Source organism: Nocardioides pinisoli, assembly GCF_024199985.1.
In the GTDB taxonomy this organism is placed as follows: Bacteria; Actinomycetota; Actinomycetes; order Propionibacteriales; family Nocardioidaceae; genus Nocardioides; species Nocardioides pinisoli.
In genome coordinates this window covers 174,505-200,023 of the sequence record NZ_JANARS010000008.1, presented here as the reverse complement: position 1 = coordinate 200,023, position 25,519 = coordinate 174,505, and the positions used below count along the sequence as shown (strand labels likewise).

Genomic DNA, 25,519 nt, shown 5'->3' with positions numbered 1-25,519 from the left:
GAGTACCGCTGCGAAGCCGACCGCGTCGCCGCCTACCCGACCTGGATCCATCACTACAATCACCACCGCGGCCACACCGCGCTCCAAGGCCTCTCACCGGCCGACCGCGTGCCCAACCTCCGTGGGGACAACACCTAGGCTGGGCTGGTGATCGAGTTCGACGACGTGCAGGACCTGGTGTCCCCCGTGGTGATCGCGGCCTTCGAGGGGTGGAACGACGCTGCCGACGCCGCCTCCGGGCTGGTGGACCACCTCATCGAGCAGTGGAAGGCCGACGTCATCGGTGCGATCGACCCCGAGGAGTTCTACGACTTCCAGGTCAACCGGCCGATCATCGGCACCGACCACAACGGCCACCGCCGTCTCACCTGGCCCACCACCCGCATCGCCGTCGCCCGGCCGGCCGAGCTCGAGCGCGACGTGATCCTGGTGCGCGGCATCGAGCCCAACATGAAGTGGCGCCAGTTCTGCGCCGAGCTCCTGGCCGCGTGCGACGACCTCGGTGCCGAGCTGGTGGTGACGCTGGGCGCCCTCCTCGCCGACACCCCGCACACCCGGCCGATCCCCGTGACCGGCACCGCGACCGAGCCCGAGCTCGTCGACCGCCTCGTGCTCGAGCAGTCGACCTACGAGGGCCCGACCGGCATCGTCGGCGTCTTCAACGACGCCTGCACGCAGCTCGACATCCCGGCCGTCTCCTACTGGGCCGCGGTCCCCCACTACGTCGCCCAGCCGCCGTGCCCCAAGGCCACCCTCGCCCTCCTCGGCCAGCTCGAGGAGCTCCTCGAGGCGCCCATGCCGATCGGTGAGCTCGCCGACGACGCGAAGGCCTGGGAGCGAGGCGTCGACGAGCTCGCCGCCGAGGACGAGGACGTCGCCGACTACGTCCGTGCGCTCGAGGAGACCCGCGACACCGCCGACCTCCCCGAGGCCTCCGGCGAGGCGATCGCCCGGGAGTTCGAGCGCTACCTCAAGCGGCGCGACACCGACTGAGCGCTGCTGGCGGTGCCTGAGGGGGACTCTCGAACTGCGGATTCCTCCTCACGCACCGCGGGCCGGCGTGGCGTACGTCGACACGCCACGCGGCGGTGCGTCAGCCGGATTCCGAGGTCGCGGAATGCCGCTCAGCCACCGCCCACGGGCGCGCCGTACGACGACACGCCGCGCGGCGGTGCGTCAGCCGCATTCCGAGGCCGCGGAAAGCCGCTCAGCCACCGCCCACGGGCGGCGGGCAGGTCAGAGCGAGAGCCCGAGCGCGGCGTCGAGGAGCCGGTGGACGGTCGCCGCGGCCTCGGGGTCGGAGGTGTCGGCGAGGCCGGTGGTGCCGAGGGTCGCCTCGACCCACTCCTGGACGGCGGCGACGGCGGTCGGGGCGTCGAGGTCGTCGGCGAGGGCGGCCAGCACGCGTTCGACGACGGGGAGCGCCGGAGCCCCCGAGCCGAGCGCGAGCGCGCGGCGCCAGTCGGCGAGGGTGTCGACGGCGTCCCAGAGCTGGTCGTCGGTCCACTCCCAGTCGCTGCGGTAGTGGTGACGCAGCAGCACGAGGCGGATGGCCATCGGGTCGACCTCGCTCAGGCGCAGCGCGGAGACGAAGACGAGGTTGCCCTTGGACTTCGACATCTTCTCGCCGTCGTAGGCGACCATCCCGGCGTGGGCGTAGGCGCGGGCGAAGCGCTCGCCCGGGTGGGCGACCTGCGCGTGGCCCGCCGACATCTCGTGGTGCGGGAAGACCAGGTCGCTGCCGCCTCCCTGGACGTCGAAGGCGGAGCCGAGGTGGTCGAGCGCGATCGCCGAGCACTCGATGTGCCAGCCGGGCCGGCCGGGGCCCCACGGGCTGTCCCACGCCGGCTCACCGGGTCGCTCGGCACGCCACAGCAGGCAGTCGAGCGGGTCCTTCTTGCCCTCGCGGTCGGGGTCACCGCCGCGCTCGGGGAAGATCTCGAGCATCGCGTCGCGGTCGAGCCCCGACACCGAGCCGAAGGCGTCGTCGGCGGTCACTGAGAAGTAGAGGTCCTCCTCCACCCGATACACCGCGCCGACCTCCTCCAGGCGCTGGATCAGCTCGATGACCTGCGGGATCGACTCGACCGCTCCGGTGTAGTGCGCCGGCGGCAGGACCCGCAGCGCCTCCATGTCGTCGCGGAAGAGCTGGGTCTCGCGCTCGGCGAGCTCGGCCCAGTCGACGTGCACCTTGGCGGCCCGCTCGAGCAGCGGGTCGTCGACGTCGGTGACGTTCTGGACGTAGGTCACCTCGTGCCCGGCGTTGCGCCAGGCGCGGTGCAGCAGGTCGAAGCCGACGTAGGTCGCCGCGTGGCCCATGTGGGTGGCGTCGTAGGGGGTGATCCCGCAGACGTACATCCGCGCCGGGCCCTCGGGCCGGGTCTCGACGAGGGCGCTGCTGGCGGTGTCGTGCACCCGCACGACGGGGCCCCGCACGGGGAGTGGGGGAACGTCGGGGGACGACCAGGCGCGCATGTCGGCAGCCTATCGGCCGCCCGGGAGGCGTTGGTGTGTTGGTGCACGTCTCGATCTCGACACGGCCGGACGCGGCTGCTCGGTCTGGCCGCGCCCATGCGCCGACCTCGTTGCCCGGTCGCCGCTGCGCGTCTCAGAAGGGCGGCCAGGGGATGACGGGGTACGACGACGACCGCGGGCCGGGGAACGTGCCGCTGGCCAGCAGCCGGGCGACCCGCCGCGTCGTGGTCTCGACCTCCTCGTCGGTCAGCAGGCCGCAGAGCGTCGTCCCCAGGGCGCCGTCGAGTGCGGCGGCGAGGGTGCGCAGCCCGTCGGCCTCCTCCGCGGAGATGGCGTCCCCCACGAAGCCCCAGAGCACCGTGCGCAGCTTGTGCTCGACGTGGAAGGTCAGGCCGTGGTCGACGCCGTGGCGGTGGCCGTCGGGCATCGGCAGGACGTGCCCGCCCTTGCGGTCGGCGTTGTTGACCACGACGTCGAACAGCGCCATCCGGCGGAGCGGGGGGCTGTCCTCGTGGACCAGCGACACCGCCTGGTCGTGGGCGTCCAGGCCGTCGAAGACGTGGCGGAAGCCGGCTGGGACCTCGCCCTCGGCCACGATGTCGACGGGCGCGGCGTCCTCGACCTCGTCGCGCCACAGCTGGACCATGCCGGGCCCGTGCGGCCCGTCACCGAGGACCGTCGGCGGCACGATGTCCCACCCGAGCGCCTCGGAGACGGCGTAGGCGCCCACCTCGCGGGCGGCGAGGGTGCCGTTGGGGAAGTCCCACAGCGGACGCTCCCCCGCGATCGGCTTGTAGACCACCCGCACGCCGCCGAGCTCGCCGACGAAGGTGGCGTTGGACGCCGGCAGCACCCGGCCGTGGAGCGTGAGCTCCCCCGTCGGGAAGCCGTCGGGAGGATCAGGGATCACGGCGCCGGAAGCCGTTGGCGCGGACGCACAGGTGTCCGTCCGGGTCAATGGGCTCGCCGCAGAACGGGCAGTCGGGACGACCGGCCCCGATGACGGACAACGCCCGCTCCACGAACGACCGCGCTGCGGCGGCGGTGATCCGGACGAGGAAGATCTCGTCGGGCTCGGGCTCGAGCAGGTCCTCGAGGTCCTCCTGGAGCTGCTCGGGCGAGACCACCGCCGCCTCGGTGAACGGGAAGACCTCGATCACCACCCGCTCGTCGGTGCCGTCCCACGACAACGTCATCGTGCCGGCGCGGAACTCCTCCTCGATCGGCTGCTCGAGGGGCTGGGTGTCGGTGAGGTCGCGCGGCGCGATCGCCGGGATCAGCACGTCACCCCCGGCGGCCCGCATCAGCTCGTCGAGGAGCTCGTCGACCCGCTCCGCGAGCGCCTGCACCTGCTGCTTCTCGAGCGAGACGCTGACCAGGCGTGCGCCCTCGCGGGCCTGGAGGAAGAACGTGCGCTGGCCGGGCTCGCCAACGGTGCCGGCGACGAAGCGCTCGGGCGGGTCGAAACGGTGCACGACGGGCATGTCACTCACCCTAGGACCCCTGCGGCTGGGGCTCGGCCTGCGGCCCCGCGCCGCCGCCCACCTCGGCGTCCGAGCGCCGGGTGCGGGAGCCTCGCCGGGACTTCTTCGCCGGGGTCAGCCAGGACAGGTCGCCGGCGTGGGTGTTCGTGCCGAGCACGAAGGGCCGCGACTCGGTGTAGCGCACCACCGACACCGACGCCGGGTCGACGTGGATGCGCTGGAAGAGGTCGAGGTGGGTGCCGAGCGCGTCGGCGAGGATCGACTTGATGACGTCGCCGTGGCTCACCGCGAGCCACACGGCGTCGTCGCCGTGCTCGGCCGCCACCCGCGCGTCGTGGCGTCGTACTGCCGCGACCGCGCGGTCCTGCATCGCACGCATGGACTCACCGCCCGGGAAGGTCGCCGCCGACGGCTGTGCCTGCACGGTCTTCCAGAGCTTCTCCTTCGCGAGGTCCCTGAGGGAGCGCCCCTGCCAGTCGCCGTAGTCGCACTCCGACAGCTGCCGGTCGGTCCCGGCGCGCAGCCGCTCCCCCTGCCGGCTGGTGATCTCCCGGCACGTCTCCCGGCAGCGCTCGAGCGGGCTGGTCACCGCCGCCGCGAGGCGTACGCCCGCGAGGCGTTCGCCGACCGCGACCGCCTGCTGCACGCCGGTGTCGTCGAGGTGGACGCCGGGCAGCCGCCCGGCGAGGACTCCGGTGGCGTTGGCCGACGACCGGCCGTGACGCACGAGGATGACGGTGGGCATTCTCCAGAGGTTAGTGGGGCTAGCCTCAGCCTGTGATCGTGGACAACGCGCTCTACCACCAGGGCCAGCGGGTCCCGCTCGGCGGCGACGCTGACGACCAGAGCCTGGGGGCGGCCCGCGTGCCCTGCGACCCCGGCGACTTCCAGTGGATCGGCATCCACGACCCCAGTCCCGACGAGCTCGACCTGATCGCCCGGACCTTCGACCTGCACCCGCTGGCGGTCGAGGACGCCGGCGACTCCCACCAGCGCCCCAAGCTCGAGCGCTACGGCGACACGCTCTTCCTCGTGCTCAAGACGCTCTGGTACGTCGACGAGGAGGACGCGGTCGAGACGGGTGAGATCAACATGTTCGTCGGCCAGGACTTCGTGGTGACCGTGCGGCACGGCCAGGGCATCGACCTCGCGACGGCCCGGCGCGACCTCGAGCACCGCGCGAAGGTGCTCGAGCACGGCCCGATGGCCGTCCTCTACGCCATCTGCGACCGGGTCGTCGACGAGTACGAGAAGGTCGGCGAGGCCCTCGAGGAGGACGTCGACGAGGTGGAGGAGTCCGTCTTCTCCGAGGCCCGCACCGACGACTCCAACCGCATCTACGTCCTCAAGCGCGAGATCGCGGAGGTGCGGCGAGCCGTCATGCCGCTGCGCGAGCCGATGCGCAAGTTCGCGATGGGCGTGGACGACCGCATCACCGCCGAGACCGCGACCTACTTTCGCGACGTGTCCGACCACCTCCAGCGCGTGTCGGAGGTGGTCGACAACCTCGACGTCCTGCTGTCGACGGCCTTCGACGCCCACCTCGCGCGGATCTCGGTCCAGCAGAACGAGGACATGCGCAAGATCTCCGCGGGCGCGGCGCTGATCGTGGTGCCGACGCTCATCGCGGGCATCTACGGCATGAACTTCGACCACATGCCCGAGCTCCACTGGACCTACGGCTACCCCTTCGCCCTGATGCTGATGGTCGGGGTGTCGCTGGGGCTGTTCGCCTGGTTCAAGAGGTCCGGGTGGTTGTGAGCGGCCCTGTCCGGTCCGCTCCCAGCGCGTGGCGGGTGGTGTGGTGGTTCGGCTTCGTGAGCCTCGCCGCCGACATGGTCTACGAGGGCGCCCGGTCGGTCTACGGGCCGGTCCTGGCCGCCCTGGGGGCCTCGGCCGTGGTCGTCGGGCTCGTCACCGGCGCGGGCGAGGCCGTGGCGCTGGTGATGCGCCTGGCCTTCGGCCCGATCGCCGACCGCACCGGGCGCTACTGGTCGCTGACGATCCTGGGCTACGGCCTCACCGCGGTCTGCGTGCCCCTGCTCGCGCTCGCGCCGCGCCTCGGCGCCGCCGGGCTGGCGTTCGCCACCACGATGATCCTGCTCGAGCGCCTCGGCAAGGCGATCCGGTCGCCGTCGAAGTCGGCGCTGCTCGCCCACGTCGCCACCGCAGTGGGCCGCGGACGCGGCTTCGGGGTCCACAAGGCGCTCGACCAGGTCGGTGCGTTCGCCGGCCCGCTCGTGGTGGCCGGCGTCGTCGCGGTCGCGTCGCTGTGGTGGGGCATGGCCGTGCTCGCCGTCCCGGGCGCGGTCGCCATGGTGCTGCTGCTCACCCTCCGGCGCCGCGTGCCCGACCCCAGCGCGTACGACGACTCCCCCACGCCTGCGACCCAGCAGCAGCCGGCCGAGCACCCGGCCGACCGCCGCGGCTGGTGGGCCGAGGTCGTCGGGGCGGGCCTGCCGGCCGACTTCTTCCGCTACGCCGTCGCCGCCTCGCTGACGACCGGAGCGCTGGTCACCTTCGGGATCATCGGCTACCACCTCACCGTCGACGGCCTGCTGCCCGTCGCGGCCGTCCCGGTGGTCTACGCGGCGGCCATGGCGGTCGAGGCGGTGGCGGCGCTCGCCGTCGGGTCGGTCTTCGACCGCACCGGTCCGCGGGTGCTGCTCCTCGTCCCGGTCCTGGTCGCGCTCGTGCCCGCCCTCGCGCTCGGCTCCGCGCTGGTCGCCGTCCTCGCCGGGGTCGTCGCGTGGGGCGTCGCGCAGGGCGTGCAGGACTCCACCGTCAAGGCCGTGGTCGCCGACCTCGTCGAGGCGCCCCGCCGTGCCACGGCCTACGGCGTCTTCGCCGGCGTCCAGGGACTCTTCGCGATCGTCGGCGGCGTCACCGCGGGCTGGCTCTACGAACGGTCGGTGCCGGCGCTCGTCGCCGTCGTCGCGCTCACCCAGGTCGTGGCGCTGGCGCTGCTGGCCGACACGTTCAGGCGGTCAGCACTCCGGCGCTGAGCAGGATGAGCGTGCCGGCGCCGAGCACGATCCGGTAGACCACGAAGGGCGTGTAGGACCTCGTGCTGACGTAGCGCAGCAGCCAGGCGATGGCGGCGTAGCCGACGACGAACGAGACCACGGTGGCGGTGATGGTGGGCGCCCAGCCGTAGGCGTTCTCCCCGTGCGGGATCTCCTTGAGCTCGAAGAGGCCCGCGCCGACGACGGCGGGGATCGCCAGCAGGAAGGCGAACCGGGTCGCCGCCTCGCGCTCGAAGCCCAGGAACCGACCCATCGAGATCGTCGCGCCCGAGCGGGAGACGCCGGGGATCAGGGCGAGCGCCTGGGCGACACCCATCAGCACCGCGTCCCTGAGCGTGAGCTTGCCCAGCGGACGGTCGGTGCGACCGACGCGGTCGGCGATGCCGAGGACGACACCCATCACGATGAGCGTGGTCCCGATGATCCACAGGTTGCGGAAGTCCTCCTCGATGACGTCCTTCAGCAGCACGCCGAGGACGACGATCGGCAGGGAGCCGACGATGATGAACCAGCCCATCCGGGCGTCGAACGTGCCGCGGTACTCGGCCTGGAACAGCGACCGCACCCAGGCGCTGCCGATGCGCCAGATGTCCTTGCGGAAGTAGATGAGCACGGCGAGCTCGGTGCCGATCTGGATGACGGCCGTGAACGCCGCTCCCGGGTCCCCCCAGCCGAACAGCTCCGGGAAGATGCGCAGGTGCGCGCTGCTCGAGATCGGCAGGAACTCGGTCAGCCCCTGGATGACGCCGAGGACCACTGCCTTGAGGAGATCGATCACAGGGCGTGAGCCTACGGGCGCGTCCCCTGCGGTCCGCGCACCACCCGTGGCTACCCTCACCCCCATGCAGCAGCGTTCGCTCGGCGCGACCGGGCTCAAGGTCTCCCGGCTCGGCCTCGGCACGATGACCTGGGGCCGCGACACCGACGAGCACGAGGCGCGCGACCAGCTCATCGCGTTCGCCGAGGCCGGCGGGACCCTCCTGGACACTGCCGCGGGCTACGGCGACGGTGCGAGCGAGGAGCTGATCGGGACGCTCGTCGGCGACGTCGTCGCCCGCGACGAGATCGTCCTGGCCACCAAGGCGGGCATCTCCCGGCGCACCGGAGAGCGCGTCACCGACACCTCGCGCGGCCACCTGCTGTCCACGCTGGATGCGTCCCTGAAGCGCCTGGGGGTCGACCACGTCGACCTGTGGCAGGTCCACGTGTGGACCGACGAGGCACCGGTGGAGGAGACGCTCAGCGCGCTCGACCTCGCCGTCACCTCCGGCCGTGCCTCCTACGTCGGCGTCTCCAACTACACCGGCTGGCAGACCGCCCAGGCCGCGACGTGGCAGCGGGCCGTCCCCGGGCGGGTGCCGCTGGCCTCGACCCAGGTCGAGTACTCGCTCCTCAACCGCCACGTCGAGCACGAGGTGGTCCCGGCCGCGCGCGCCCTGGGGCTCGGCATCCTGCCCTGGTCGCCGCTGGGCCGGGGTGTGCTCACTGGGAAATACCGCACCGGTACGCCGTCCGACTCGCGCGCCGCCACGGAGCACTTCGCCCGCTTCGTGGGCGCCTACCTCGACGAGCGCGGCCGCGGGATCGTGGAGGCCGTGGCCCGCGCTGCCGACGGCCTCGGCTGGTCGCCGCTCGAGGTGTCGCTCGTGTGGGTGCGGGACCGCCCCGGCGTGACCGCCCCGATCGTCGGCGCCCGCACGGCCGCCCAGCTGAAGGGCGCCCTCGGCATCGAGGAGCTGGCCCTGCCCCGGGAGATCATCGACGCGCTCGACGACGTGTCGGCAGACTGAGAAGCACCCCCCTCGAGGAGACGGGAGAGACGATGGCCAGGATGCAGCGCCGCCCACCGGGGCGCGGGGTGGAGTGGGAGTTCGAGACGCTCGTGCTGCCCAAGGACTTCTCCCGCAACGTCGTCACCCGCGTGCTCGTCGAGCGCGCCGAGCACGGCGGCTGGGAGCTCGACCGGTTGCGCATCGGCAACGACGGCAAGCGTCGTGTCGTCCTGCGTCGCAAGATCATCCGGCAGCGGCTGACCCTCTTCGCCGGCTGAGCCCTGTCGGCGGCTCGCCCGGGGCGCGGACCCCATGGACATCGCCCGTACGCCGTGGTCGACTGCTGGGAGCGGGGCCGCCCCGGTCCCGGCGAGGGGGACGAGGCAGATGGCGACACGCAGGCACAAGGCGGCACTCGGGATCGTGGAGCTCGCGGTCGACCCGGCGGACGTGGACCGGGAGACCTATCCCGTCCGGATCAGGCTGACGCGGCCGTTGACGACGTACGAGGCCGACGGCCTCGCCTCGGTCGAGCCCGGACTGCGCAGCGAGGGCGATGCGATCGTCCTGCCCTCAGCGCGGCTCGACGACGTCGCCCGCGACGTCGGCACCTGGGCCACGCGGCTCGAGCAGGTGCAGTCGCGTGGCGACCAGCTCGAGGGCGAGACCCTGATGGACGACCAGCGGCGCGCCGACGAGCACGCCCGCCACGGCTCCCACCTGACCAGCCAGCAGGTCAACGACCGCGGTCTCCACTGAGGACGTGGGCCGGCCGCGGAGGGCTACCAGCCCGACGAGCCCGGGCCGCCCTTGAACGGTCCGGTCACCCGTGAGGTGATCCAGCCGCCGTAGAAGCTGCCCGGCTGCGGCTGGACGACCTCGCCGTCCACCGTGCACCGGTCGACCCGCCCCGGGTAGAGGGCGACGTGGTCGACCAGGGCCTCGTAGCCCTTGGACGGTGACAGGTAGGTCCACGCGACGGCCGGCAGCACCGCGTCGCCCACGACGAGGTCGTAGTAGGTGGCCTGGCCCTTCCACTCGCACCACGACGTGCCCTGGCCCGGGCGGAGCAGTCCCCCGGTGAAGTCGGACGCCGGCAGGTAGTAGGTGGGCGGGTGGCTGGTCTCGAGCACCCGCAGGCTGGCACGGGTGTCGGCGACGACGGCACCACCGTGGGTGACGACGACGTGCTCGGTGCTCGGCTCCACCCGCGGCGGCCGCGGGTAGTCCCACACGGACTCGGTCATGCCTGCAATCTACGGACCAGCCCCTACGGCTCCAGGTCGCGCGACGCGAGCCAGGCCCGGCCGCGACGCTCCGACGCCTGTGCGAGCCAGGCCTCCTCGATGATCTCGACCAGCTCGTCGCGCTCGATCTCCCCGACCCGGGAGGTGCGCAGCAGCACCGACGGGTGGCCGTCGAAGTGCTCGGTGGTGAAGAACGGCAGGCGCTCGTCCTGCAGCAGCGCCTGCTTGTCCCCCTCGGAGGCGACCCAGATCACGACGACGTCGTCGTAGCGTTCGCCCGTCCTGGGGTCGACCGCATCCGGGCGCGGCGTCCGGAAGAAGACGAACGACCTGCCGCCGACCTGGTAGACGGGGTTCTTCTCCGGTCGGACGACGGTGACGTGCGGCATCGCGCGCGCCGTGGCGTGGATGTCGTCGACCGTCGCCGGGCGGCTCACGTCGGCTCGCTGCCGGGCGGGAAGGCACGCCACTGCACCTTCGCGCCGGGGTGCGTCCGTAGGTACTCCTCCACCCGGCGACGGTCCGCCTCCATCTCGGCCCGAAGGGGACTACGCGGAGTCGCGCTCGCGTGCAGCTCGTAGGTGTCGTACACGAGGAACGGGGCGTCGATCGACTGCGCCCGCGACAGCGCGTGCAGCAGGTGCAACGCACCCCCGGCGAAGGACCCATGAGGGATCCTCACCAGCTCGTCCCACTCGGCCTCGGTCATCACGATCTCGACGTCGTGGCGGTCGACCGTCAGCCGTAGCCGGCCGGGTGTCGAGCTGTCGACCTCACCGAGCGTGCCGAGCAGCGTGAGGAGACGCTCCCACAGCCGCTCGTAGCGCTGCATCAGGCGCTCGCTGCCTCGGCCCGATCCCGCAGCTCGCGCACCATCGCGTCCGGGTCGTCGGCAGAGTAGACCGCCGAGCCGGCGACGAACACGTCGGCGCCGGCCTCGGCGCACCGCTCGATGGTCTCCAGCGAGACCCCGCCGTCGACCTGCAGCCACGTCTCGACGCCGTGCTTGCGCATCAGCTCTCGCGCCGTGCGGATCTTGGGCAGGCACAGGTCGAGGAACTTCTGGCCGCCGAAACCGGGCTCGACGGTCATGATCAGCACCATGTCGAGCTCGGGCAGCAGCGCCTCGTAGGGCTCGATCGGCGTCGCAGGCTTGAGCGCCATCGACGCGCGGGCACCCTGGGCGCGGATCTCCCGCGCAAGACGTACGGGCGCCTTGGCCGCCTCGGCGTGGAACGTGACGGAACCGCACCCTGCCTCGGCGTAGGCCGGGGCCCACCGGTCGGCGTCCTCGATCATCAGGTGGGCGTCGAGCGGCTGGGTGGCGTGCTTGGCGAGCGCCTCGATGACGGGCAGTCCGAGGGTGAGGTTGGGGACGAAGTGGTTGTCCATCACGTCGACGTGCACCCAGTCGGCGCTGGGGATCCGGGCCACCTCGTCGGCGAGGCGGGACAGGTCGGCGTTGAGGATGCTCGGCGTGATCTGGATGCCCACGGGGCGAGCCTAGTGACCCCGGCGGCCGTCCAGGCGCGCGGCACGGCTCCCGGCAGGTACGACGACGTGGAGCGCGTTGCGGTCGACCTCGAACGTCGCGGTCGTGGTGGCTGCGATCTCCCCGTCGAGGTTGACCGGGAGCGGCTCGTCCGTGACCAGGCGCAGGCGGCGGGTGGTCACGTGGTGCACGCGGTCGTGCTCGACGAGGTGTCCGGTGCGGAGCAGCCGCGCGACGGAGACGTGGTCGCGCAGCCGGCCCTGCTCGACGGCGTACACGTCGAGGAGGTGGTCGTCGATGGACGCGTCGGGTGCGACAGTGAGCCCGCCGCCGTAGTGGCGCCCGTTGCCGACCGCGACCTGCATGAGGTCGGCGAGGTCGAGCACGGAGCCGTCGGCCAGCTCGAGCCGGGCCGCGAACGGGCGGTGGGAGCGGTAGGCAGCGAGCGTGGCGGCCGGGTAGGCGAGGCGCCCCAGCCGCTGCTTCAGCGCGGGGGTCAGGCGCTGGGTGACCGCGACCGAGAGGCCGACCGAGGCGACGTTGAGGTAGGCCCGGCCGTCGACGCGCCCGAGGTCGACGTCGACGACGTGGCCGTGGAGCAGCGTGTCGACCGCGGCCGCCAGGTCCCCTGGGATCTCCAGCGTGCGGGCGAAGTCGTTGGCGGTGCCGAGCGGCAGGACGCCGAGGGTGCTGGAGGTGTGGGCGACCATCGCCGCCGCGCACCCGATCGTGCCGTCACCGCCGCCGACCACGAGCAGGTCCGGCTCGGACTCGACCGCGTCTTCCAGCGCCTCCACCAGCTCGAGCCCGCCGTGCACCGGGTGCACCGTGACGTCGTCGGAGACGCCGCGCATCGCCGCCTCGACCAGCGGGAGCGCCCGCGCTCCTCGTCGCGCCGCGGTGTTGACGACGACCGCGACCCGGTCGGTGCGTGGCTGGGCCGAGCTGTGCTGGTGCATGCCTCGACGCTAGGCCGCGAGGGTGAGAGGACGATGAGGACGACCTGTGCGCCGGCTGTGTCGTTCACCTGACAGGCGCCGATCGCGCGGGCGAGGATCGGGACATGGGTCTCTTCTCCCGCCGCAAGCCCGTTCCGGCCACCACCTGGCAGCCACCGCAGCGCCCCGGTTGCGCCTGCACCCGACACCTCGACGACGAGCTGATGGGCACGGTCGTGCCCTTCTCGACCGCGCTCGCCGAGGACGTCGGCATCGAGCCGGAGGCCGTCACCGTCGCCGACCTGCTGCACCCGGGCGGGCTCTCGGTGCAGCCTGCTCGCGACGACGAGCAGGTCCCCGACGCGCCGGCGGACCTGACGTGGAGCCTCGGCGTCTACGACGACGCGCGGGCCCACTACGACGACACGGACGACGGCGCCGAGGTCGACCTCGACACAGCGCTGGCCGGGCATCCCGGCGTCGACCGGGTGGAGTGGTGCGACCGGGAGGTCTTCCTCCTGGCCGCACCGACGCTGTGCGCGGACGGGGTCCTCGCGGCGGCCGCGCTGGCGCTCCTCGACGACCGGGTGCGGGCCGCGGCCGACACCTCGTCCCGCTAGCCCGTCAGGGCTGGTCGGCCTCCTCCGGCTCCGGGGGTGCCTCGACGCCCTCGGCCTCGTCGCGTGCCGCCCACTCCAGCAGCGGCGCGATGTCGAAGGGGTGGTCGTCGATGTCGGCGTGCAGGTCGCCGATCGCGGCGAAGCGCTCGGGCATCGTGAAGATGGTGAAGTCGTCGGGCACGCAGTCGTCGACCTCGTCCCACCGGATCGGCGCGGACACGCGCGCCTCCGGCACGCCGCGGACCGAGTAGGCCGCGGCGATGGTGTGGTCGCGGGCGTTCTGGTTGTAGTCGACGAAGAGCTGCGCGGGGTCGCGGTCCTTGCGCCACCACGCCGTGGTGACGTCTCCCCCGGCCCGTCGCTCGACCTCCCGCGCGAACGCCAGCGCGCCGCGGCGTACGTCCTGGAAGCCGTGGTCGGGCGGGATCCGCACGTAGACGTGCATGCCCGACCCGCCGCTGGTCTTGGGGAAGCCGACCGCGCCGAGCTCGTCGAGCACCTCGTGCGCGACGTGGGCCACCCGCTGCACGGTGGCCCAGTCACACTCCGGGCCCGGGTCGAGGTCGATGCGCCACTCGTCGGGCTTCTCGGTGTCAGGGCGGCGGCTGTTCCACGGGTGGAACTCGACCGTGGACATCTGCACCGCCCAGATCACGCTGGCGAGCTCGGTCACGCACAGCTCGTCGGCGGTGCGCTTCCAGCGCGGGAAGAACAGCTGGACGGTCTCGACCCAGTCGGGAGCGCCGGCCGGGAGCCGCTTCTGGTGCACCTTGTCGCCGGCCAGGCCCTTGGGGAACCGGTGCAGCATGCAGGGACGCTCGAAGAGCGCGTTGACGATCCCGTCGCCCACGGCCAGGTAGTAGTGCACGAGGTCGAGCTTGGTCGCGCCGCTCGGCGACGCCTCGGAGGGCGGGAAGTAGACGCGGTCGGGGTTGGTGACCTTGACGACGCGGTCGTCGACCTCGAGCTCGATGAACGGCGACGCCATGTCGGGAGCCTAGCCGCGGGCGACGACAGCGCCTGCCGTCACTGCGGCGTCGGGGCCTCGGACGGCTGCTGGTCGGGCTGCTGGTCCTGCTGGTCCTGCTGGTCCTGCTGGTCCTGCTGGTCCTGCTGGCCGGGCTCGCCTGGCTGGCCGGGCTGGTCGGGCTGCTGCGCCGGGGGCTCCTGCGGCTTCTCGACCGTCACCGTCACGGAGTCTGACCAGCCCTCGTCGGCGTACTGGCTCTCGGGGCGGTGCCAGCGGAACTCGGTGGTCTCCGTGACGGGTACGACGGCACGCGCCACGCCGTCGCGTCCCGCGAGGACCGGCTTGCCGACAGGGCTCCACTGCCCACCGGGCGCCCGCGACTCGAGCACGAGCGGGTCGCCGGTCACCCGGCCGGACGCGTCGGTGACCCGACCGGTGAGCTCCACGTCCTGCCCCGGCTCGGCCTGCTGCCGGCCGGCCGCGACGCTGGTCGTCAGCGCGACGCCCTCGAAGTCGAAGGTCGAGCCCGAGGCGCGCACGGCGTCGAGGTTGAAGGCCTTGCCGTCGCAGCCGAAGCCGGTGACGGCGAAGCCGGTGCCGTCGCCGTGATCGGCGGCGAACTGCGCCGGCGTGGCCGAGCCGACCCGGTCGACGGTGGTACCGGACGCGAGGTCGACGAGTGACCAGTCGTAGGCGAGTGCGGCGGAGGAGACCGTCGTCCAGGAGCCGGCCGGGGCCGACACGGCCGCCCGACCGCGCCAGGCGGTGCCGGGCGGGCTCGTCCGGGTCACGGCCATGACCCACGAGACACCGGAGCTGCCGCCCGTGGCGGCGACCGCGACGGAGGCGTCGAGGCCGGCGAGCGAGCCGAAGGCCGTGTAGGGGCCGGCTGCGCTGCCGGCGCCCGACGGGACCAGTCCGAGGGACCGGCGTCCGAGCGGCGCGGTGTAGGGGCCGAGGTTGATCCGGGAGGCGGGAGCAGCGGCCGGAGCCAGCAGGTCGGCACAGCCGACGTAGGTGAGGTAGGCGTCGGGGTCGCCCGTCGCCGGACCCGACAGGGTCCGCGTGCCCCCCGCGGCGTGCGCGGGACCGGTGACCAGGGTCGTCCCCAAGGTCATCGTCAAGGTCGTGGCGGCCACGGCCGTCATGATGCTGCGCACGTGCATGAGTTCCTGCTCCCCGTGACACGGCACACCCCTCCGGTGCGCCGAGCTGCCTCCATCATGCTGGTCACGGCAAGGGATGGGAACCATCCACGCGTGGAAGTCACCCCAATTGGTGGCCCCGTGCGGGTGAGCCACCGGCCTCGGCGTCGCGTCCGGGCTGTCCGCGGGGACGGCTAGGTTGGGTGGCATGCCGTTGCGGGGTCCCGACGTCGCCCGCCACCCCGTGCGTCGGGTCGAGGCGCGGGCCGACCACGTGCTGCAGCCGGGCAGCTACCCCGCGTCCGTCCCGGCGGTCGCCCAGGTGCTGCGCGACGGTCTGGACCTCGCCCCCGGGGTCACCTTCCTCGTCGGCGAGAACGGGTCCGGCAAGTCCACGCTGGTCGAGGCCGTCGCCGTCGCCTTCGGGCTCTCGCCCGAGGGCGGCAGCACCCACAGCCGGCACTCCACCCGGGCCACCGAGTCGCCGCTGAGCGACGCCCTCCAGCTCGTCCGGGGCCCCGGGGCCAGCAAGTGGGGGTTCTTCCTGCGCGCCGAGACGATGCACGGCTGGTACTCCTACATCGAGGACCACCCCAGGACCACCGGCGACGCTGACGTCGCCTTCCACGAGATGAGCCACGGGGAGTCGTTCCTCGCGGTGCTCGAGTCGCGGTTCACGGGGCGGGGCTTCTTCTGCCTCGACGAGCCGGAGGCCGCCCTGTCGTTCTCCTCGACCCTGGGCCTCGTCGCGACGCTGCAGCGGGTGGTGGCTCGCGGCGGACAGGTCCTCTGCGCCACCCACTCCCCCGTGCTCGCCGCCATGCCGGGCGCGAGGATCCTGGAGGCCGGGCCGTGGGGCCTGCGCGAGTCGGCGTGGGACGACCTCGAGGTCGTCGACCACTGGCGCCGCTACCTCGCCGAGCCGTGGGCCTACCTGCGCCACCTGCAGGACGACTGAGGACGACCGGGGACGACTGGGGACGGCCGGGTCAGGCCCGTCGCCGCAGGGTGGCCGCGAACATCGCGTCGGTGCCGTCGCGGTGCGGCCACAGCTGGAACCGGTCGACCTCGTCGGTGTCGCCGCGGCGGCCCAGCACCGCCTCGACGACGTCGCTCGTCTCCGCGACCACGGGCGAGCAGGTCGCGTAGACCACGACCCCGCCCGGTCGCACCGACTCCAGCGCGGCGTCGAGCAGCACCTGCTGGATGGCGACGAGCTCCTCGACGTCTCCCGGCGTACGCCGCCAGCGCGACTCGGGACGCCGACGGAGCGCACCGAGGCCCGAGCACGGCGCGTCGACCAGCACCCGGTCGAAGGTGCCCGGCACCCAGGCGGGGCGCATCCCGTCGCCCGCGAGCACGTGGGCCGCGCCGTCCGGCGCGGCACGCAGCGCGGAGGCGACGAGCGCGGCGCGGTGCGGCTGCCGCTCGTTGGCGACCAGCACGGCTCCGCGCTGGGCGGCGATCGCGGCCAGCAGGGCCGCCTTGCCGCCGGGGCCGGCACACAGGTCGAGCCACCGCTCGTCCCGTCCGGCCACCGTGGCCTCCGCGAGCGCGAGGGCCACGAGCTGGGAGCCCTCGTCCTGCACGCCGGCGCGTCCCTCCGCGACCGCGGGGACTGCGGCGGGGTCGCCGCCCGCGAGCGTGACGGCGTACGGCGACCGGCCGGTGCGGGTGCCGCCCGAGGCCTCGAGCTCCTCGACCGTCGCCATCCCGGGCCGGGCGACCAGCGTCACCCGGGGCGGGGCGTTGTCGGCCTCCAGCAGCGCGTCGAGCTCGTCGTCGGAGCCCACGCGTGCGGTCAGTGCCTCGCCGAGCGCCTCGACGACCCAGCGCGGGTGGGAGCGGGCGACGGCGAGGTGGGCGTGCGGGGCGTCCTGCCGGTCCGGGGCCACCTCGCTGGCCCAGGCGGCGAGGTCACGACGGCTGACGGCGCGCAGCACCGCGTTGACCAGCCCGGCCGGCCCGTGGCCGACCGTGGCACGGACGAGGTCCACGCTGGTCGAGATGGCCGCGTGGTCGGGGACGCGCATGGACAGCAGCTGGTGGGTGCCGAGGCGCAGCACGTCGCGCACCTCGGGCTGGAGCCGCGGCTTGGTCAGGCAGGCGTCGATCACGGCGTCGTAGAGGCCGTGCATGCGGATGGCGCCAGACGCCAGCTCGGTCGCGAGCGCGGCGTCGCGGCCCTGGAGCCCGTGCTTGCGCAGCACCTGCGGCAGCACGAGGTTGGCGTAGGCGTCGTCGGTGCGCACGGCAGTGAGCACGTCGAGCGCCGCGCGGCGGGCCTTGTCGACGGGGCGGCGGCGGTCACTCACCGAGGTGCTCCCGCACGAGCCGCTTCGGCGCCTTGGCCGCCCAGGCGTCGGTGATGATCTCCTCGAGCTCATCGCGGCCGATCTCGCCGAGCCGGGACTGCTGCACGAGCACGGCGCTGTAGCCCTTGAAGTGGTCGATGGTGAAGAACGGCGTGGACTCGTCGTCGACCAGCGCGTGCTTCTCCACCTCGGTCGGGGTCGTGATCACGACCAGGTCGTCGTACATCTCCCCCGTCGCGGGGTCGACCGCCGAACGGTGCGGCGCGCGGTAGAGCACGAAGCCCTTGCCCTTGTCGCCGCGCGGGACCTTCCACGTGGGCCGGTCGCCCCACGAGACGCCGAGCTCGGTCTCCGGCAGGCTGCCGCAGATCTCGTCGACGTCCTCCGGACGCGCCGGCACGCTCACGACGTGGCGTCCTGCTCACCGAGGCGCACGCCCGACTCCAGGCGTACGCCGCGCGCCCAGTCGGCGGCTGCCATCTGCTTCTTGCCGAACGGCTTGACCTGGCCCAGCTCCACGGGCGCGGTGCCGGTGCCGACGAGGACGGCGTTCTTGGTGACCTCGAGGACGCCGGGCTCGAGCGGCTCGCGGTCGACGGGGCGCACCGGTCCGATCTTGATGCGCTGGCCCTCGAAGGTGCTCCAGGCGCCGGGGGCCGGGTCGCAGGCGCGCACCTGCCGGTCGATGGCGACCGCCGGGTGGGTCCAGTCGATCCGGGCGTCCTCGACGAGGATCTTGGGGGCGAAGGACACCCCGTCCTCGGGCTGCTCCCGGGCCTCGAGCGTGCCGTCCTCGATCCCGTCGAGGGTCTGCACCAGCAGGCCCGCGCCGCCCTCGGCCAGGCGCGCGAGGAGGTCGCCGGCGGTGTCGGTCGGGCGGATCGTCTCGGTCATCACGCCGAAGACCGGTCCGGCGTCGAGCGCCTTGACGATGCGGAAGGTCGTCGCGCCGGTGACCTCGTCGCCGGCCCACAGCGAGTGCTGCACCGGGGCGGCGCCGCGCCAGGACGGAAGGACGGAGAAGTGCAGGTTGATCCAGCCGTGCGGCACGAGGTCGAGCGCCGACTGCGGCAGCAGGGCGCCGTAGGCCACGACCGGGCACGCGTCGGGACGCAGGGCGGCGAGCGCCTCCTGGAAGTCGGGGTCGCGAGGGTGCTCGGGCTTGAGCACGGGTACGCCGAGCTCCTCGGCCCGCTGCGCGACCGGGCTGGCGACCAGCCTGCGGCCGCGGCCGCTCGGAGCGTCGGGTCGGGTGACGACGCCGACGAGCTCGTGCCGGCTGGCGGCGATCGCGTCGAGGGCGGGCACGGCGACCTCCGGGGTGCCGGCGAAGACGACGCGCATCAGCTGGTGACCTTCATCGGGCGAATCCGTTCGTCGGGTGGGGGCTGAACCTGACCGTCGGCCGCTCCAGGCCGAACCAGTCGGACTCGCGGATCTCCTTCATCGCCGCCTTGCGCGCGACCGTGTCGAGCTTGTCGATGAAGAGGATCCCGTCGAGGTGGTCGGTCTCGTGCTGCATGGCGCGGGCGAGCAGCTCTGAGGCCTCGATCCGCTGTGGCTCGCCGTGCATGTCGAAGCCGGTGGCGACGACCGACAGCGCGCGCAGGCAGTCGTAGGTGAGCTCGGGCAGCGACAGGCAGCCCTCGGCGCCGTCCTGCGTCTCGTCGGAGAGCTCCAGCGAGGGGTTGACCAGGTGACCGACCTCGCCGTGCACGTTCCAGGTGAAGACCCGCAGGCCCACCCCGATCTGCGGGGCGGCGAGTCCCGCGCCCGGCGCCGCGAGCATCGTGTCGGTCAGGTCGGTGACGAGCTGGCGGAGCTCGCGGTCGAAGTCGTCCACCTCCACCGCGCGCTGGCGCAGCACGGGGTCTCCGAACAGACGGATGGGCTGGACGGCCACGGAGCTCCTTCGCTCGGCTGGGCTGGGGACGATCGAGCAGTGGCCAAGTCTAGGGAGGCGCCCACGCGACGTCATGGCCGGTCGCCACCAGCCCGCACCGGCGCGCATGGGTGGCCTCGTCGTCAGATGGTCAGCGGGTCGACCTGGATGCGGACCGGGTCGAGCTTGCGGGCCGAGCGGACCCGCTGGAGGTCGCCGAGCGAGCGGGAGAGCGCCTCGCCGCTCGCGCGCGGGACCCGGAGCAGGACCCGGTGCTCGTCGTCCGCCGGGACCGGGCCGAGCACCTCGGCGCCGTCGGGCAGGTCGAGCAGGTGCAGCACGTCGTCGAGGGCGCCCAGGTCGCCGGTGACCGTCGCCAGCCGGGCGGCCGGCGGCAGGTGCGCCTGCGAGCGCTCGTGGGCCTCGCGCCGCGCGAAGCCGGCGGGGTCCCAGCGCACCAGGGCCTGCAGCGCGGGGTGGGCCGGGTCCCCGACGGCCACGACGTGACCACCGGGACGCACCAGCACCGCCGCGTTGAGCCACCGGCGCAGGGCCTCCTCGGCGGCGCGCAGGTCGTCGCGGGCGAGGCTGAGCCAGGTGTCGAGCACGACGACGGCCGCGTAGCCCTCGTCGGCGACGGGCTCGGCGCCGACGGTGGCGACGACGAGGTCGGCCGCCGCACCGACATGGTCGACGACGCGGTCGCCGCTGGAGCTGCGGACCGTCGTTCCGGGGAACATCCGGCCCAGCTCCTCCGCCGTGCGGGCCTCTCCGCGGACGGGGGCGCGCAGGCCGCGGCCGCCGCAGGTGGAGCAGGCCCACGCAGGCTCGACGTGGCCGCACCACCGGCAGTGCGGGGGCACGGCAGGACCGTCGACGACCAGGGGGCCGGTGCAGACGGCGCACCGGGCGGGGGCGCGGCACGTGTCGCAGGCCAGCGAGGCAGCATAGCCGGCGCGCGGGGTCTGCACGAGCACCGGGCCGCTGGTGAGACCGCGGCGGATGGCGTCGTAGGCGGCGCGCGGGACGCGCGTGCCGACGGAGCGGTCCTCGGCCGGCACGACCTCGACGCGGGCCCGGCGCCGCAGCACCTCGCGCGGCACCGCCAGCTCGTGTGCCCAGCCGGTGGCGACGAGCTGCTGGGCCTCCGGCGTGCGGGCCACGCCGCCGAGGAGCGCCGCGGTGCCCTGCTGCTCGGCGCGCAGCAGGAGCACCTCGCGGGTGTGCGGGTAGGGGGCGCGGGGCTCGGCGTGGAGGTCGTCGCCGTCGTCCCACAGGACGACGAGCCCGAGGTCGTGCACCGGGGCGAAGGCGGCGGAGCGGGTGCCGACGACGATCCGCCGCGCGCCGCGCGAGACCGCCAGGAAGTCGCGGTAGCGCGCCGCCGGTCCCCCGTCAGCGGTCAGGCACACGTGGTGCCCTTCCCCGAGCAGGTGCGAGAGAGCCGCGTCCACGCGGGCGACGTCGCGCCGGTCCGGGACGCAGACGAGCGCGCCCCGCCCGGCGGCGTACGTCGTCGCGACGGCCTCGGCGACCATCGCGGGCCAGTCGTCGCCCGGCGCTGCCGCCCACACGGCCCGGGGCGCCTGCCCGGTGCCGAGGTGGCGCAGGAAGGCGTCGGCGTGCTCGACCGCGGACCAGGATGGGGCCGCCTCGACCGCGGGCGCGTCGGGTGCGGGCGGGGACGCGACCTTCTCCGTGGCGGCGTGGCGGGGTGGCACGGCCAGGCGCAGCACGTCGGAGCGGGCGCCGGCGTACCTGCGGGCGAGCGTGTCGCTGAGCCGGACGATCTCGGGTGCGAGGACCGGCTCCGGGCTCACCACCCGCCGCAGCGGCTGGAGGGTGCCGGTGTGGTCGGTGCTGCCGGCGCGCTCGACGACGTAGCCGTCCACGTCCTGACCGGCGAAGCGCACCTTCACCCGGGCGCCCGGGACGGCCGTCTCGGCCATCGCCGTGGGCACGGCGTAGTCGAAGGGGCGGTCGAGGTGGGCCAGCGCGATGTCGACCAGCACCCGGGCGACGGGGTCGGTCTCCGCGGGCTGCCACGCCGCGGCCTTGCGGCGCCGGGTGGCGGCCGCCTTGGCCCGGGCGTCGTCGACGGCAGCACGAAGCCCCGGGAGCATGTCTGCTTCCGGGGCCTCGTGCGACGTCATGGGGCGATTGTGTCAGCGCCCACCGACCGTCGGACCTGGTGGGGAAGTCCGTCACCTGGAGGGGGTTGCAACCCCCACCGAGTGGCGGACTCCCCGCTCGAGCGGGGAGTCCACCACGAGGGCGCGCGCCCGGTCAGATGCCGGCGGCGGCCTTCAGCTTGTCGGCGCGGTCGGTGCTCTCCCAGGTGAAGTCGGCGAGCTCGCGGCCGAAGTGGCCGTAGGCCGAGGTCTGGGCGTAGATCGGGCGGAGCAGGTCGAGGTCGCGGATGATCGCGGCCGGGCGGAGGTCGAAGACCTCGAGGACGGCGTCCTGGATCTTCTCGTCCGGGACGACACCGGTGCCGAAGGTCTCGATGAACACGCCGACGGGCGCGGCCTTGCCGATGGCGTAGGCGACCTGCGCCTCGCAGCGGCTGGCCAGGCCGGCGGCCACGACGTTCTTGGCGACCCAGCGCATGGCGTAGGCGGCCGAGCGGTCGACCTTGGACGGGTCCTTGCCGGAGAAGGCACCGCCGCCGTGGCGGGCCATGCCGCCGTAGGTGTCGACGATGATCTTGCGGCCGGTGAGGCCGGCGTCGCCCATCGGACCGCCGATGACGAAGGTGCCGGTGGGGTTGACGAGCATCCGGTAGCCCTCGGAGGGCAGGTCGACGTCGGCGAGCACCGCGTCGATGACGTGCTGCTTGACGTCGGCCTCGAGCCGGGCGTGCTCGATGTCGGGGTCGTGCTGGGTCGACAGGACGACGGTGTCGATGCGCAGCGGGCGGTCGTTCTCGTCGTACTCGATGGTGACCTGGGTCTTGCCGTCGGGACGCAGGTAGGCGAGCGTGCCGTCCTTGCGGACCTCGGTCAGGCGCTGCGCGAGGCGCTGGGCGATGGTGATCGGCAGCGGCATGAGCTGGGGGGTGTCGTCGCACGCGTAGCCGAACATCAGGCCCTGGTCACCGGCGCCCCGCTTGTCGAGCTCGTCCTCGGAGGAGCCGACGCGGGACTCGTGACCGGCGTCGACGCCGGCGGCGATGTCGCTCGACTGGGCGCCGATCGCGACCTGGACGCCGCAGGTGTGGCCGTCGAAGCCCTTGTCGGAGGAGTCGTAGCCGATCTCGAGGATCGCCTTGCGGACGATGTCGGCGACCGGGGCGTAGGCACCCGTGCGCACCTCACCGGCGACCACGACGAGGCCGGTGGTCAGCAGCGTCTCGACAGCCACGCGCAGGTTGGCCTTGTCGGGGTCCGCGGCCATCAGGTGGTCGAGGACGGAGTCGCTGATCCGGTCGGCGATCTTGTCCGGGTGCCCCTCGGTCACGGACTCGGAGGTGAAGAGGCGTCCAGCCACGTTGCTCTCGATTCTTCTCTGGAACGGTTGGATGAAACCTACCTGCTGACCAGCATCCGGGACGCGTGTCTCACCCGGCGAATCGCCGGGCGACCTCGTTCCAGATGACGTGGGCCAGCGCGGTCTTGGACCCGCGGGGCACCTCCACGGCGGCTCCGTCGGCGGCCAGGACGACCGCCTCGTTGTCGGCGCTGCCGAAGACCGCTCCCCCGCTGACGTCGTTGACGACGAGGAGGTCGCAGCCCTTGCGGGCGAGCTTGGCCCGCGCGAGGTCGAGCACCGAGCCGGTGGCGTCGCCGGTCTCGGCGGCGAAGCCCACGATGACCGCGTCGGGGCGGGCCCGGTCGTGGGAGATCTCGGCCAGGATGTCGGGGTTCTGCGCCAGCTCGATCGCGGGCGCCGACCCGTCGTCGGCCTTCTTGATCTTGGCCTCGCTGACCGCGGTGGGCCGGAAGTCGGCCGGGGCGGCGGCCATCACGACCGCGTCCGCCGTGGCGGTCGCGGTGACGACCGCCTCGCGCAGCTGCTCGGTCGTCTCGACGCGTACGACGCTCACGCCGGCCGGGTCGGGCAGGGTCACGTTGGCGCTGACGAGCGTGACGTGGGCTCCCCGCGAGGCGGCCGCGCGGGCCAGGGCGTAGCCCTGCAGGCCCGAGGACCGGTTGCCGATGAACCGGACCGGGTCGAGGTACTCCCGGGTGCCGCCGGCTGACACGACCACCTTGCGACCGGCGAGGTCCTGGGTGGCGTCGGCGCCCCGGTCGAGCAGCCCGCGCACGAGCTCGTAGATCTCGGCGGGCTCGGGCAGGCGGCCCTTGCCGGTGTCGGCGCCGGTGAGGCGGCCGACGGCCGGCTCGATGACGACCGCGCCGCGCTCACGCAGGGTCGCGACGTTGGCCTGGGTGGCCGGGTGCTCCCACATCTCGGTGTGCATGGCCGGCGCGAAGACGACCGGGCACCGGGCGGTGAGGAGCGTGTTGGTGAGGAGGTCGTCGGCCAGGCCGTGGGCCGCGCGGGCCAGCAGGTCGGCGGTGGCCGGTGCGACCACCACCACGTCGGCCTGCTGCCCGATGTGGACGTGCGGCACGGCGTGGACGTCGGTCCACACGTCGGTGGCCACGGGCTTGCCCGACAGGGCGGACCACGTCGGGGCGCCGACGAACTGCAGCGCCGAGGCCGTGGGCACGACGGTGACGTCGTGCCCAGACTCGGTGAACCGGCGCAGCAGCTCGCAGGACTTGTAGGCCGCGATGCCGCCCGAGACCCCCAGGACGACCCTTCGGGACGGTTGCTGCGCAACCTCCTCAGGGCGGCGCCCTTCACTCATCGAAGGCTCGCGTCACTCCGTCGCGTCGCCGGCAGCAGCCTCGGCAGCGGCGGCCTCGGCGGCGGGGTCGATGTCCTCGCAGGTCAGGAGGTCGTCGTTGATCTCGCGGAGCGCGATCGAGAGCGGCTTCTCCTGGACGTGGGTGTCGACGAGGGGGCCGACGTACTCGAGGAGGCCCTCGCCGAGCTGGGAGTAGTAGGCGTTGATCTGGCGGGCACGCTGGGCGCTGTAGAGCACCAGCTTGTACTTGCTGTCGGTCTTGGTGAGCAGGTCGTCGATCGAGGGGTTGGTGACGCCCTCGGCGGCGATGGTGGGAGATGCCACGGTGTGGGTGCCTCGCTAGTCAGATGTGGATGGAGCTGGTCCAACCATCAAGGCTACCAACTCGTCGGCAGCGGCGTGAACTTCGTGGTTGACGATGGTGACGTCGAACTCGCTCTCGGCGGCCAGCTCGGCCCGTGCGGTCTCGAGCCGGCGCTCCCGCTCGGCCTCGGTCTCGGTGCCGCGACCGACGAGACGACGGACGAGCTCCTCCCACGACGGAGGCTTGAGGAACACGAACAGCGCCTCCGGCATGGTCTCCCGCACCTGGCGGGCGCCCTGGAGGTCGATCTCAAGCATCGCCGGGTGTCCGGACGCGAGGGCGAGGTCGACCGGGCCGCGCGGGGTGCCGTAGCGGGCGGCCTTGTGGACCACGGCCCACTCGAGCAGGTCGCCCTTGTCGATCATGGCGTCGAACTCCTCGTCGGAGACGAACCAGTAGTGCACGCCGTTCTCCTCGCCGGGGCGGGGTGCGCGCGTGGTGGCCGACACGGAGATCCACACCTCGGGGTGGGTCTCGCGCACGGCGGCCGCGACGGTGCCCTTGCCCACGGCCGTGGGGCCGGCGAGGACGATCAGTCGCGAGCGGGTGGGGGCGGTGCCGGTCGAGCCGGGGCCGGGCGTGACGTCGGGCTCGCTCACGAGGCGTCGGGGCCGAACTCACGCTCGAGCGCAGCGACCTGCTTGACGCCCAGCCCGCGCACCCGACGGCTCTCGGCGATCCCGAGACGCTCCATCACCTGGCGCGCGCGCACGCGGCCGAGGCCGGGCACCGACTGGAGGAGCTCGACGACGCGCATCTTGCCGATCACCTCGTTGGTCTGGCCCTCGCGGAGCACGTCGACGATCGACCCGCCGGAGTTCTTGAGACGGTTCTTCACCTCGGCCCGCTCGCGTCGGGAGGCCGCAGCCTTGTCGAGGGCTGCCTGGCGCTGCTCGGGCGTCAGAGGGGGCAAGGCCACGAAAGCGATCCTTCTCGGGTCGGACAGGCGGTCGGAACGCCGCGGACGGGGTCC

30 protein-coding genes and 1 pseudogene are annotated in these 25,519 nt (G+C 73.4%); 9 read left to right on the top strand and 22 right to left on the bottom strand.

From position 1 onward, the window contains the following. Positions 1–138: pseudogene (locus NCI01_RS18095) on the top strand (IS481 family transposase); the annotation flags it as partial. Between the two features lie 9 nt (positions 139–147). Then, complete coding sequence (locus tag NCI01_RS18090) at positions 148–993, top strand: PAC2 family protein (RefSeq protein WP_254182884.1); 846 nt, start codon at positions 148–150, stop codon at positions 991–993. A 243-nt stretch (positions 994–1,236) separates the two neighbouring features. Here the strand turns inward: NCI01_RS18090 and mshC are convergent, their stop codons facing one another. The 4 genes from mshC to NCI01_RS18070 all read right to left on the bottom strand — a co-directional run bounded on the left by mshC (position 1,237) and on the right by NCI01_RS18070 (position 4,704). After that, complete coding sequence (gene mshC, locus NCI01_RS18085; RefSeq protein ID WP_254182883.1) at positions 1,237–2,475, bottom strand: cysteine--1-D-myo-inosityl 2-amino-2-deoxy-alpha-D-glucopyranoside ligase; 1,239 nt, start codon at positions 2,473–2,475, stop codon at positions 1,237–1,239. A gap of 133 nt (positions 2,476–2,608) precedes the next feature. Continuing rightward, positions 2,609–3,385, bottom strand: a complete 777-nt coding sequence (locus NCI01_RS18080) for an SCO1664 family protein (protein ID WP_254182882.1) — start codon at positions 3,383–3,385, stop codon at positions 2,609–2,611. Continuing rightward, positions 3,375–3,959 carry a DUF3090 domain-containing protein gene (locus NCI01_RS18075; protein ID WP_254182881.1) on the bottom strand — a complete coding sequence of 195 codons (585 nt, stop codon included), beginning with the start codon at positions 3,957–3,959 and terminating at the stop codon, positions 3,375–3,377. The genes NCI01_RS18080 and NCI01_RS18075 overlap by 11 nt, the downstream gene beginning before the upstream one ends. Before the next feature lie 10 nt (positions 3,960–3,969). Further along, a complete protein-coding gene (locus NCI01_RS18070) occupies positions 3,970–4,704 on the bottom strand; it encodes a histidine phosphatase family protein (RefSeq protein ID WP_254182880.1) in 735 nt (244 codons plus the stop codon). A 32-nt stretch (positions 4,705–4,736) separates the two neighbouring features. Between NCI01_RS18070 and corA the strand changes: the two genes are divergently transcribed. Continuing rightward, entirely contained in the window at positions 4,737–5,720 is a 984-nt protein-coding gene (gene corA, locus NCI01_RS18065; protein ID WP_254182879.1) for a magnesium/cobalt transporter CorA, read from the top strand. Further along, positions 5,717–6,964 carry an MFS transporter gene (locus NCI01_RS18060; protein ID WP_254182878.1) on the top strand — a complete coding sequence of 416 codons (1,248 nt, stop codon included), beginning with the start codon at positions 5,717–5,719 and terminating at the stop codon, positions 6,962–6,964. Before corA ends, NCI01_RS18060 begins: the two co-directional genes overlap by 4 nt. Here the strand turns inward: NCI01_RS18060 and NCI01_RS18055 are convergent. Beyond that, positions 6,939–7,763 carry an undecaprenyl-diphosphate phosphatase gene (locus tag NCI01_RS18055; protein WP_254182877.1) on the bottom strand — a complete coding sequence of 275 codons (825 nt, stop codon included), beginning with the start codon at positions 7,761–7,763 and terminating at the stop codon, positions 6,939–6,941. The genes NCI01_RS18060 and NCI01_RS18055 overlap by 26 nt on opposite strands. A gap of 64 nt (positions 7,764–7,827) precedes the next feature. Here NCI01_RS18055 and NCI01_RS18050 point away from each other — a divergent pair, with 64 nt between their 5' ends. From NCI01_RS18050 to NCI01_RS18040, 3 genes are all read left to right on the top strand, one after another. Further along, positions 7,828–8,775 (top strand): aldo/keto reductase, encoded by a 948-nt coding sequence (locus NCI01_RS18050; protein WP_254182876.1) that lies wholly within the window; start codon positions 7,828–7,830, stop codon positions 8,773–8,775. A gap of 32 nt (positions 8,776–8,807) precedes the next feature. Continuing rightward, on the top strand, positions 8,808–9,035 hold the full coding sequence (locus NCI01_RS18045) for a DUF5703 family protein (RefSeq protein WP_254182875.1): 228 nt from the start codon (positions 8,808–8,810) through the stop codon (positions 9,033–9,035). A gap of 109 nt (positions 9,036–9,144) precedes the next feature. After that, complete coding sequence (locus NCI01_RS18040) at positions 9,145–9,516, top strand: hypothetical protein (RefSeq protein WP_254182874.1); 372 nt, start codon at positions 9,145–9,147, stop codon at positions 9,514–9,516. A 23-nt stretch (positions 9,517–9,539) separates the two neighbouring features. Here NCI01_RS18040 and NCI01_RS18035 read toward each other — a convergent pair whose 3' ends face one another. From NCI01_RS18035 to NCI01_RS18015, 5 genes are read right to left on the bottom strand one after another with little or no spacing between them, the layout of a single operon-like run. Continuing rightward, positions 9,540–10,004 carry a DUF427 domain-containing protein gene (locus tag NCI01_RS18035; RefSeq protein ID WP_254182873.1) on the bottom strand — a complete coding sequence of 155 codons (465 nt, stop codon included), beginning with the start codon at positions 10,002–10,004 and terminating at the stop codon, positions 9,540–9,542. 23 nt (positions 10,005–10,027) lie between these two features. Continuing rightward, positions 10,028–10,441, bottom strand: coding sequence for an MmcQ/YjbR family DNA-binding protein (locus NCI01_RS18030; protein WP_254182872.1), 414 nt, complete (start codon positions 10,439–10,441; stop codon positions 10,028–10,030). Then, positions 10,438–10,836 (bottom strand): hypothetical protein, encoded by a 399-nt coding sequence (locus NCI01_RS18025; protein WP_254182871.1) that lies wholly within the window; start codon positions 10,834–10,836, stop codon positions 10,438–10,440. Before NCI01_RS18025 ends, NCI01_RS18030 begins: the two co-directional genes overlap by 4 nt. Further along, positions 10,836–11,498 carry a ribulose-phosphate 3-epimerase gene (gene rpe / locus NCI01_RS18020; RefSeq protein ID WP_254182870.1) on the bottom strand — a complete coding sequence of 221 codons (663 nt, stop codon included), beginning with the start codon at positions 11,496–11,498 and terminating at the stop codon, positions 10,836–10,838. The genes NCI01_RS18025 and rpe overlap by 1 nt, the downstream gene beginning before the upstream one ends. A 9-nt stretch (positions 11,499–11,507) precedes the next feature. After that, a complete protein-coding gene (locus tag NCI01_RS18015) occupies positions 11,508–12,455 on the bottom strand; it encodes a lipid kinase (protein WP_254182869.1) in 948 nt (315 codons plus the stop codon). Between the two features lie 104 nt (positions 12,456–12,559). Between NCI01_RS18015 and NCI01_RS18010 the strand changes: the two genes are divergently transcribed. Next, positions 12,560–13,054, top strand: coding sequence for a hypothetical protein (locus NCI01_RS18010; protein WP_254182868.1), 495 nt, complete (start codon positions 12,560–12,562; stop codon positions 13,052–13,054). 4 nt (positions 13,055–13,058) lie between these two features. On the opposite strand, the gene ligD is transcribed toward NCI01_RS18010, so the two are convergent. Next, positions 13,059–14,042, bottom strand: coding sequence for a non-homologous end-joining DNA ligase (ligD, locus tag NCI01_RS18005; protein WP_254182867.1), 984 nt, complete (start codon positions 14,040–14,042; stop codon positions 13,059–13,061). 38 nt (positions 14,043–14,080) lie between these two features. Continuing rightward, positions 14,081–15,190 carry a hypothetical protein gene (locus tag NCI01_RS18000; RefSeq protein ID WP_254182866.1) on the bottom strand — a complete coding sequence of 370 codons (1,110 nt, stop codon included), beginning with the start codon at positions 15,188–15,190 and terminating at the stop codon, positions 14,081–14,083. Between the two features lie 187 nt (positions 15,191–15,377). Here NCI01_RS18000 and NCI01_RS17995 point away from each other — a divergent pair, with 187 nt between their 5' ends. Further along, positions 15,378–16,127: an AAA family ATPase gene (locus NCI01_RS17995; RefSeq protein ID WP_254182865.1), complete on the top strand. Its 750-nt coding sequence runs from the start codon at positions 15,378–15,380 to the stop codon at positions 16,125–16,127. A 31-nt stretch (positions 16,128–16,158) separates the two neighbouring features. On the opposite strand, the gene NCI01_RS17990 is transcribed toward NCI01_RS17995, so the two are convergent. The 10 genes from NCI01_RS17990 to mihF all read right to left on the bottom strand — a co-directional run bounded on the left by NCI01_RS17990 (position 16,159) and on the right by mihF (position 25,465). Further along, on the bottom strand, positions 16,159–17,484 hold the full coding sequence (locus NCI01_RS17990; protein ID WP_254182864.1) for an RsmB/NOP family class I SAM-dependent RNA methyltransferase: 1,326 nt from the start codon (positions 17,482–17,484) through the stop codon (positions 16,159–16,161). Next, positions 17,477–17,890: an MmcQ/YjbR family DNA-binding protein gene (locus NCI01_RS17985; protein ID WP_254182863.1), complete on the bottom strand. Its 414-nt coding sequence runs from the start codon at positions 17,888–17,890 to the stop codon at positions 17,477–17,479. The genes NCI01_RS17990 and NCI01_RS17985 overlap by 8 nt, the downstream gene beginning before the upstream one ends. Beyond that, a complete protein-coding gene (fmt, locus tag NCI01_RS17980; RefSeq protein ID WP_254182862.1) occupies positions 17,887–18,828 on the bottom strand; it encodes a methionyl-tRNA formyltransferase in 942 nt (313 codons plus the stop codon). Before fmt ends, NCI01_RS17985 begins: the two co-directional genes overlap by 4 nt. A 13-nt stretch (positions 18,829–18,841) precedes the next feature. Then, positions 18,842–19,387: a peptide deformylase gene (gene def, locus NCI01_RS17975; protein ID WP_254182861.1), complete on the bottom strand. Its 546-nt coding sequence runs from the start codon at positions 19,385–19,387 to the stop codon at positions 18,842–18,844. 122 nt (positions 19,388–19,509) lie between these two features. Next, on the bottom strand, positions 19,510–21,519 hold the full coding sequence (locus NCI01_RS17970; protein WP_254182860.1) for a primosomal protein N': 2,010 nt from the start codon (positions 21,517–21,519) through the stop codon (positions 19,510–19,512). A gap of 133 nt (positions 21,520–21,652) precedes the next feature. After that, entirely contained in the window at positions 21,653–22,855 is a 1,203-nt protein-coding gene (gene metK, locus NCI01_RS17965; RefSeq protein WP_254182859.1) for a methionine adenosyltransferase, read from the bottom strand. A 70-nt stretch (positions 22,856–22,925) separates the two neighbouring features. Further along, positions 22,926–24,182 carry a bifunctional phosphopantothenoylcysteine decarboxylase/phosphopantothenate--cysteine ligase CoaBC gene (gene coaBC, locus NCI01_RS17960; RefSeq protein ID WP_254182858.1) on the bottom strand — a complete coding sequence of 419 codons (1,257 nt, stop codon included), beginning with the start codon at positions 24,180–24,182 and terminating at the stop codon, positions 22,926–22,928. Between the two features lie 12 nt (positions 24,183–24,194). Beyond that, complete coding sequence (gene rpoZ / locus NCI01_RS17955; RefSeq protein ID WP_172261153.1) at positions 24,195–24,506, bottom strand: DNA-directed RNA polymerase subunit omega; 312 nt, start codon at positions 24,504–24,506, stop codon at positions 24,195–24,197. Between the two features lie 15 nt (positions 24,507–24,521). Then, positions 24,522–25,145, bottom strand: coding sequence for a guanylate kinase (gene gmk, locus NCI01_RS17950; RefSeq protein WP_308213234.1), 624 nt, complete (start codon positions 25,143–25,145; stop codon positions 24,522–24,524). Further along, positions 25,142–25,465: an integration host factor, actinobacterial type gene (gene mihF / locus NCI01_RS17945; protein WP_191280582.1), complete on the bottom strand. Its 324-nt coding sequence runs from the start codon at positions 25,463–25,465 to the stop codon at positions 25,142–25,144. The genes gmk and mihF overlap by 4 nt, the downstream gene beginning before the upstream one ends. Between the last annotated feature and the right edge of the window lie 54 nt (positions 25,466–25,519).